We start from the raw sequence: 7,281 nt of genomic DNA, 5'->3' as shown, positions 1-7,281 counted from the left end.
CAACGAAGGCGTCGATCACGCGAACCGGATTGTCATCTGCAACCCAGTCGTCCAGGCATTCCGGCAACAAAGTAGATTGCCCGCGATCAGCTCCTTGAACGAAACGAGCCATGCCAGCCCCCGCCGATTCAGTGCGGGAATCATAGCAGGCACGGCGTTTTCACACAGCCAGGGTCACTTGCCGAAGTCGGCAGGGTCGCTTGCGCGTCAAGGACGAGCATGATAGCAAGCGCCATCGGGTCAAACACAACCGCCCGACCAGCTTTCGAGCCAAGCGTTGTTTCGCTCCATTATGGAGGTGAAACATGTCTTGCGACAGCACCACTGGCTCAATCTGCACATCCAAGGCAGCCTTCGTTCCTTCTCCAAACCCTGGATGGTTCTGGAAACTCACGCTCGCGCTGCTGGACGGCATCACACGGCGCCGCCAGTACGACGAGCTTCTCGAACTGGACGACCGGCTTCTCGCGGACATCGGCTTATCGAGAACAATCGTTGGGGAAGCTCGACGGTCTTATTTCTCAGGTTGGCGTGACAAATCGGATATTGTCGATTCCTGTCGGTGAGCGCCCGACACCTGCGCGTGCGAAGGCGGCGCGTCTGCTTGTCTCTGCGGATCGGACGGCCGCCAAGCTCGCAAAGGTCTGAAGATTTTTCCACCACGATCTTTACGCCTCAGAAGTCCAGTTTGTCTCGTATGGCGTCAATTCCGGCTTTCGCGCAGGCTTCGTCCGCGTCACCGCCCGGCGCACCGGACACGCCGACCGCTCCGACCAGGGAGCCGCCGGCTTCGACGATCAGTCCTCCGCGATGACGACCGTTCCGGGAAGGTTGCGAATGCCCGCCTGCATCATGCCCGGCTGGCTGATCGCATTCAGCTCGGTCGTGCTGGTCTTGAACGAGGCAGCTGTCCACGCCTTGCCTGCTGCCGTCGAGGGCGTGTGAGGGCCTGCAAAGCGGTCGCGCAACATCACTTGCGTGACGCCGAAGCGATCGACGACCGCAACTGCAACCTGGTATCCACGGGTGCGGCAGTTCGCCAACGCAGCGCGCGCAAGATCGAGCGCCAGTTCCGGACCGAGGGATTTGTAGGCGACCAGACCTTCCTCCGCCCGCACCGGGCAGATCGACGCAATCAGCAGGGCCGTCGCGACCGACAGGCATCGAACGTTCATGGCAATCTCCGGCAAAGGTGACCAAACGCCTATTTGATCCCACCATATGTCAGATCATCGAACAGGGTTACGCTATCTGCCTTGGTCCAAAGGCCGATCATGCCGGCGTCCGGAATGGTGGCGTCTTCCACCTCAAACAATTGCTTTCCGTCATAACTCACCTTGAACCGACTTCCCGCGAAGTCGCAGCGCAGCAGGTGCCATTGTGCGGACGGCACCGGCGCGCTGACGCCATAGCCGCCTCTGCGACCCACGATCTCAAGTGATGTTCGGACGCCATTGATCGTCTTGTAGAGAACGACATTGTCCTCCAGCGCGTTAGCCCGGACCACGTAGTAATTGTCGGCATCCTTCGCACGCCAGATAACTCCCGCCGCGCGATCCTCGGAGCCGGCCACGGCCTTGAATTTCACCTCGACGAAGCCGTCACGGATGGACGTATCGCGCTTGATGGCGAGGGGAAACGTCGCCCGTCCGGATTGCTTGAGGACGTTCGGCTTGCTTGGCGCCGTCGACTCGGCCTCGACGGTCCATTTCGGCTGTCCCTTGCCGGTCATCGTCAAAGTCCATCCGTCGGGCGAGGTTCCGGCAGCAGCGTTGTCGAAATTCAAGGTCTCGGCCATGGCGTTCCCTCCCACCAACAAAGCCAGCATGGATGCCAGCGCAAGCATGCCCACGAGCTTGTCCAGGTGCTTGTCCACGTACTTGTCCATGCGTCAGCCCTTCGTGCTCGCCGTCTTGTCGAGCGCCGCACGGAGACCCTCTGCAAGTTTGACGGCATCGTCGTTGGCCCAGAAGTGCATGAAGAAGAGCCGTGGCTGTTCGTCCAGCATGTGGCTGTGCAGCGCGGTCACCTCGATGCCGTGCGTCCGCAGCGCCACGATGACCGGGTTTACCTCGTCGCTGGTCAGCACGAAGTCGCCGGTGATGGCCGCCCTACCCGCGCCCGTCGGCTGGAAATTGATGGCGATCGCGACGCCCATCGCGCCGACGGGCGTCAACAACATGCCGTCTTCCGTGATGGGGTCGCGCCGCTTCACGTTGAACTGGTAGACGCCGCCGTTCGCCTGCCCCTTGACGCCAATGATCTGATCGAGCTTCGCGGTGTCGAGGTCGATGGCGGGCGGCGGGTTCGCCGGCGCCGTGACCGTCAGCGGAGTCTTGCTTTCGGCGAGGGCATCATGGATCGCCGAGGCCAGTTTGACGGGATCGCCGTTTCCGGCGACATGCATGTAGAACGTTGCCGGGCTCGCACGCAGCAGATGATTGTGCACGGCGGTGATCTCGAGCCCGCTCGCGATCATCTTCGCCATGACAGGATTGATCTCGGTCTCGAGCAGCACGAGATCGCCCATGACCATGGCGCCGCCATGCGCAGGCTTGAACGCGATCCAGCCGCCCAGCGCCAGCGCCGGCTTGATCGCAACCCCATCCAACGTCACGGAGAGATCGCTGCGGGGAAAGCCGTAACGGCGGACGTCGTCCGAGACGGCGGGCTTGCGACCCAGGGTCTCGTCCACCTTCTGCCAGTCGGCATCCTGAGCATATGCCGGGATGATGGGGCCGAAGCGAAATGCAAGAAGACAGACACCAATGCCGACCACGGCCCAAATGATTCTTTTCATCGCGCTACTCCCTAGGCTTAGTTTCGCTCTTTGACCTGGCCGCTGCTGTCGACGACCAGCATCACCGCCTTGCCGTTCTTCACCGCCTTGGCGGTGATGCCTTCGGCCGTCGACTTGATATCGCTGACTTGCGTGTAACCGGCCGCCTGGATCCTGGCGACGAGCTCCTCCTGCGTCAGAGCGTGCGCGCTCGACAGCCCGCCCGCGATCGCAAGCAACAGGATCGTGCGGAAGATTGGTCGTGTTCGCATGATCATTCTCCTGGTTTGTCCTGCCCAACGTTTTCTTGCCCCAGGTGAAGTCCGTTTCGCGATCTTCCCCTACGCGGTGCCCACACGGCGCAAGAGGCCGCGGGCATTAATGTGCACAGCGACGCGACCGGCGCGGACGCCGTGCCGAAAAGTCGAGCCGGTCTGACGGATGAAATCGGGGATGTATGATGACATGCTGCGCCCTTGGTGATCAGGACGCGATGCTTGGGCATGTCGCCTCACGGGGAGATCGCACATCCCCGAGCCCCAAGTAAAAACCCGAGGGCGGCAGCTGTCAACGGGCCCAGGCTTTGGGCGGCGCACCGACGCCGCCGGCGAACGTCACAAAGAGTTCACCGCTCCGCGGAACCCCGCCAGCCACGTCTTGAAACTGGCGGACGGCCCCGCTACTGTCCTTTGCGTGGGGACAAAGCAGACTCCCCGTGAGGCCTCGGTCCAAGCTCTGCGCAGCACGCCATTTGTGGAGCTTGCGCATGGACACCGAACGACACCCTTCTCACCAACATACCGTCGCCATCCTCTCACGCGGAGACGCTGCCGCGCGGCGGGATGCGACGGCGCAAAACAGCCGCTTCGCGCAGCTTTTCGAAGCGCTCGCCGCCGTCGGGATTGAAGCCCAGCCGGCGATCTATGATGAAGGCTTCGCCGAGGGCGTCCGTGAACAATTGCTCGGGGTGGACGGCGTGCTGGTCTGGGTCAACCCCATTCAGGACGGTCGAAGTCGCATTGGTCTCGACGCATTGCTGCGGGACGTCGCGGCGCAGGGTGTGTGGGTAAGTGCCCATCCCGATGTCATCCTCAAGATGGGCACCAAGGAGGTTCTGTATCGTACCCGCGCGATGGGCTGGGGAAGCGACACGGCGCTATATGAAACCGCTGCGGCGATGCGCGCCGAGTTGCCGATACGGCTCGCCGCTGGTCCGCGCGTGATCAAGCGCAACCGGGGCAATGGCGGCCAAGGCGTCTGGAAGGTCGAGAGTCTGCCGACCTCCTCCATGATAAAGGTGCTGGACGCGACCAGGGACGCGCCGGAGGAACTGACGCTGGATGATTTTCTCCGTCGCTGCGCCGAGTATTTCGAGAACGGTAGCGTGATCGACCAACCATTCCAGCCTCGCCTGGGCGAGGGCGTCGTACGTTGCTACATGGCAGGCGATCGCTGTGCCGGCTTCGGCCATCACAAGGTCAAAGCCCTGGTTGATTCGCCAGCCGCACGCGCCGAGGCCGGACCACGGCTCTATTCGTCCAACGCAGACCCGCGCTTCCAGCGGCTGCGTCGCTTGATGGAAGACGAGTGGACGCCGCAGGTGACGTCGTTGCTCGATATTCCGCGGCTCGACCTGCCTGCGATTTGGGACGCCGACTTCATGCTTGGCCCGGTCCTTGCCGACGGGACCGACAGCTATGTACTCGGTGAGATCAATGTCAGCTCGGTGCATCCTTATCCGGACGAGGCGCCGGCGGAGATCGCGAGGCGAGTTGCCGATCGGCTCCGGCGCAAGCTTTGAGACATGCTGACGGTCCGCGCGCTCAAGCGCTTGCACATTTCCGTTTCATTCGACTTGCAGGACGGCGAATGCGTCGCCCTGCAAGGGCCCTCGGGCGTAGGGAAGACCCAACTCCTTCGCGCGATCGCGGATCTCGATCCGAACGAAGGAATGGTCAAACTGGACGGAACGCTCAGGGAGGCGATGCCCGCCCCCGCCTGGCGCAAGCGAGTGACCTACCTCGCTGCCGAGCCGGGCTGGTGGTCAGACATCGTGCAAGATCACTTCAGCGGCTGGGATGATGCCTTGCCACTGGTCACGAGACTGGGGTTGCCGTGCAGTTGCGGTCCCTGGCCGGTCCAAAGACTTTCGACCGGCGAGCGACAACGGCTGGGGCTGGTGCGGGCGCTGATGCTGCGATCGCGGGTTCTTCTCCTGGACGAGCCGACGTCGGCCCTCGATTCGGCATCGACGGCGGCCGTGGAATCCTTGATCGCCGAACGCATTTCGAATGGAACGAGTGTCGTCTGGAGCACTCACGACAACGCCCAGGCCCGCCGCGTCGGGTCGAGGGTCCTTGTGATGAATGCCGAGGGCGGAATTGAGGACAATCGGCCGTGAGTTACATTCACCTGGCATACGGCGACTTGGTTCTGCCCGCGCTCCTTGTCGTCATGGACGGCGCTCTCTCGCTCGCTCTCCGCCTCAAGCTTGAAAAGCAGCTGGCCATCGCCACCGTGCGGATGGTGGTTCAGCTGGTGCTCGTCGGATACGTATTGACGTTCCTGTTTGCCGCGGTCTCGCCGCTCTGGACCGCCCTCGCCGCCGTCATCATGGTTCTGTTCGCATCACGGGAAATCGTCGCTCGGCAAAAGCGACGCCTGCCGGGTATCTGGAGCTATGGCTTAGGAGCGGGATGCATGCTGCTCGCGGCCGGCACCGTCACGATGTTCGCGCTTCTGACGGAGCTACGCCCGGATCCCTGGTATCATCCGCGCTATGCGCTGCCATTGTTGGGCATGATCCTGGGCAACACCATGACCGGGATAAGCCTGGGCTTGGACGTGCTGACGAATAGCCTGGTGCGCGAACGGGCCGCCGTCGAAGCTTGCCTTGCTCTTGGCGGCACCCGGTATCAGGCGTTGCTGCCGGTCCTGCGAGACGCATTGAGAAGCGGCTTCACGCCAATCATGAACAGCATGGCTGCGATCGGCCTTGTCTCTTTGCCGGGGATGATGACCGGTCAAATCCTTGCAGGCGTCGAACCGATTGACGCCGTCAAGTATCAACTCCTGATCATGTTCTTGATCGCCGGCGGCACGGGATTGGGAACGCTCGCCGCCGTGATGGGAGGTGCTCGCCTTCTCACCGATCATCGGCATCGATTGCGCCTCGATCGATTTTCCACCGCCGAGTAGAATTGCGCGACCTCACATCGACTGCGCCCGAACAGACTGGCCCTTCCGCGCCCACAGCAGCGCCAGCGGCCCCAGTGCAATCCCGACCGCGAGGACGCTGAACGCCAAGAGCCAGCCGGTCGCGCTCTGCGGGCCGCCGGCTGCGTCGAGGGCGGCGCCGGTCCCCCAGGCGCCGACCGCCGACAGGCCGAAGCCGACCGTCGAATGCAGGGCCAGGGTCGCGCCGCGATGTTCGGACACAGCCGCCGCGGACATGCCGGCGGTCAATGCGCCCGAATCCGCCGGCACGGTCAAACCGTAGGCGAGCAGCAGCAGCGCAAGGACCCATGCCGGCGCTGTCGCATTGAAGCCGATGACCAGCGCGACGCAGGCCGATGCGATCATCACGATCGTGATCGCGCGATGGCGGCCGAACTTCAGCGCGGCCTCGTTGCCGAGGATGCTGGCCGGCATCGAGATCACCGCGAAGCAAAAGCTCAGCACGACGGGGCTCAACCATGAGGGCGCGCCTTGGTGGACGACGACGAAGGTCCAGAACCCGACCAGCCAGGTGCGGATGCCGTAGAGCTCGAAGCAATGAGCGCCGTAGCCGAAGATGTATCCGAGCGCCTCGCGGTTGGCGAAGACGGGCGCGAAGTTCAAGAGCCGTCCCGCCCTCGGCGCGGGCCGCTGCGCCTGCATCAGAAGACACGCGACGACCATTGCGATCGGACCGAAGCCGGTGACAAGGAAGGCGGTCCGCCATCCCCAGCGGTCGGCGATCACTTGCGCGACCAGGAACGAGAGGCCGACACCGACCGAGAAGCTCGACGTGTACAGCGTGACGGCGCGCGAGGTGTCGCCGGGGGGAAGCCGGTCCGTCAGCGCCTTCAGGCCCGGCATGTAGGCGCCGGCAAATCCAAGTCCTGCCAGGGACCAGATCGCGGTCGCGGACCAAAACCCTTGCGCGAAGATTCCGAACGCTGCGGTCGCCAGCCCGCTGACGATCGAACCCCAGAGCAGAACGAGCCGTGCGTCGATCCGGTCGGTCAATGTCGTCAGCACGGGCACGGCGAGCATGTAGCCAAACGCGTAACCGCTCGCCATCAAGCCACCTTCGGCCGCCGACAGCCCCCACGCCGGCATCAGATGCTGCGCCAGATTCGCGGACAACGTCACATGCGGCAGCAGATTGCCGACCTGGCCGATGCACATCACCGCGATCAGAGACCGCCCGCTCAAGTTACGAATGCTGTCCTCCCGCCCCCACGCCGACACGGCGCACCAACCACAATGGGCAACTCTCCGGCTTCACCTGCAAGACC

At 63.3% G+C, this 7,281-nt stretch carries 8 protein-coding genes and 1 pseudogene; 4 read left to right on the top strand and 5 right to left on the bottom strand.

Features of this window, described 5'->3' with window-relative positions:
- Positions 1-305: 305 nt before the first annotated feature.
- Positions 306-566 (top strand): DUF1127 domain-containing protein, encoded by a 261-nt coding sequence (locus tag IVB41_RS01995; protein ID WP_247426163.1) that lies wholly within the window; start codon positions 306-308, stop codon positions 564-566.
- Positions 567-675: 109 nt separating this feature from the next.
- Here IVB41_RS01995 and IVB41_RS01990 read toward each other — a convergent pair.
- From IVB41_RS01990 to IVB41_RS01975, 4 genes and pseudogenes are all read right to left on the bottom strand, one after another.
- Positions 676-1,175, bottom strand: a pseudogene (locus IVB41_RS01990) (GlcG/HbpS family heme-binding protein).
- Positions 1,176-1,204: 29 nt separating this feature from the next.
- Positions 1,205-1,888: a hypothetical protein gene (locus tag IVB41_RS01985; protein ID WP_247426161.1), complete on the bottom strand. Its 684-nt coding sequence runs from the start codon at positions 1,886-1,888 to the stop codon at positions 1,205-1,207.
- Between the two features lie 3 nt (positions 1,889-1,891).
- On the bottom strand, positions 1,892-2,800 hold the full coding sequence (locus tag IVB41_RS01980; RefSeq protein WP_247426159.1) for a DUF1259 domain-containing protein: 909 nt from the start codon (positions 2,798-2,800) through the stop codon (positions 1,892-1,894).
- A 17-nt stretch (positions 2,801-2,817) separates the two neighbouring features.
- Complete coding sequence (locus tag IVB41_RS01975) at positions 2,818-3,051, bottom strand: hypothetical protein (RefSeq protein WP_247426158.1); 234 nt, start codon at positions 3,049-3,051, stop codon at positions 2,818-2,820.
- Positions 3,052-3,545: 494 nt separating this feature from the next.
- On the opposite strand from IVB41_RS01975, the gene IVB41_RS01970 reads away from it, so the two are divergent.
- The 3 genes from IVB41_RS01970 to IVB41_RS01960 are packed head-to-tail and all read left to right on the top strand — an operon-like array spanning position 3,546 to position 5,977.
- Positions 3,546-4,580 (top strand): Cj0069 family protein, encoded by a 1,035-nt coding sequence (locus IVB41_RS01970; RefSeq protein ID WP_247426156.1) that lies wholly within the window; start codon positions 3,546-3,548, stop codon positions 4,578-4,580.
- Positions 4,581-4,583: 3 nt separating this feature from the next.
- Complete coding sequence (locus IVB41_RS01965) at positions 4,584-5,180, top strand: ATP-binding cassette domain-containing protein (RefSeq protein WP_247426146.1); 597 nt, start codon at positions 4,584-4,586, stop codon at positions 5,178-5,180.
- Positions 5,177-5,977 carry an ABC transporter permease gene (locus tag IVB41_RS01960; protein WP_247399179.1) on the top strand — a complete coding sequence of 267 codons (801 nt, stop codon included), beginning with the start codon at positions 5,177-5,179 and terminating at the stop codon, positions 5,975-5,977. Before IVB41_RS01965 ends, IVB41_RS01960 begins: the two co-directional genes overlap by 4 nt.
- 12 nt (positions 5,978-5,989) lie before the next feature.
- On the opposite strand, the gene IVB41_RS01955 is transcribed toward IVB41_RS01960, so the two are convergent.
- Positions 5,990-7,171: an MFS transporter gene (locus IVB41_RS01955; RefSeq protein ID WP_247426185.1), complete on the bottom strand. Its 1,182-nt coding sequence runs from the start codon at positions 7,169-7,171 to the stop codon at positions 5,990-5,992.
- Positions 7,172-7,281 lie beyond the last annotated feature (110 nt).

Source organism: Bradyrhizobium sp. 44 (genome assembly GCF_023073095.1).
In the GTDB taxonomy this organism is placed as follows: domain Bacteria; phylum Pseudomonadota; class Alphaproteobacteria; order Rhizobiales; family Xanthobacteraceae; genus Bradyrhizobium.
This window is presented reverse-complemented; position numbering and strand designations above follow the sequence as displayed.

What these genes read in the sequence shown, in the direction of transcription:
- IVB41_RS01995 (WP_247426163.1), top strand. Translation starts at nt 306, where the DNA reads ATGTCTTGCGACAGCACCACTGGCTCAATCTGCACATCCAAGGCAGCC.
- IVB41_RS01985 (WP_247426161.1), bottom strand. Translation starts at nt 1,888, where the DNA reads ATGGACAAGTACGTGGACAAGCACCTGGACAAGCTCGTGGGCATGCTT.
- IVB41_RS01980 (WP_247426159.1), bottom strand. Translation starts at nt 2,800, where the DNA reads ATGAAAAGAATCATTTGGGCCGTGGTCGGCATTGGTGTCTGTCTTCTT.
- IVB41_RS01975 (WP_247426158.1), bottom strand. Translation starts at nt 3,051, where the DNA reads ATGCGAACACGACCAATCTTCCGCACGATCCTGTTGCTTGCGATCGCG.
- IVB41_RS01970 (WP_247426156.1), top strand. Translation starts at nt 3,546, where the DNA reads ATGGACACCGAACGACACCCTTCTCACCAACATACCGTCGCCATCCTC.
- IVB41_RS01965 (WP_247426146.1), top strand. Translation starts at nt 4,584, where the DNA reads ATGCTGACGGTCCGCGCGCTCAAGCGCTTGCACATTTCCGTTTCATTC.
- IVB41_RS01955 (WP_247426185.1), bottom strand. Translation starts at nt 7,171, where the DNA reads ATGTGCATCGGCCAGGTCGGCAATCTGCTGCCGCATGTGACGTTGTCC.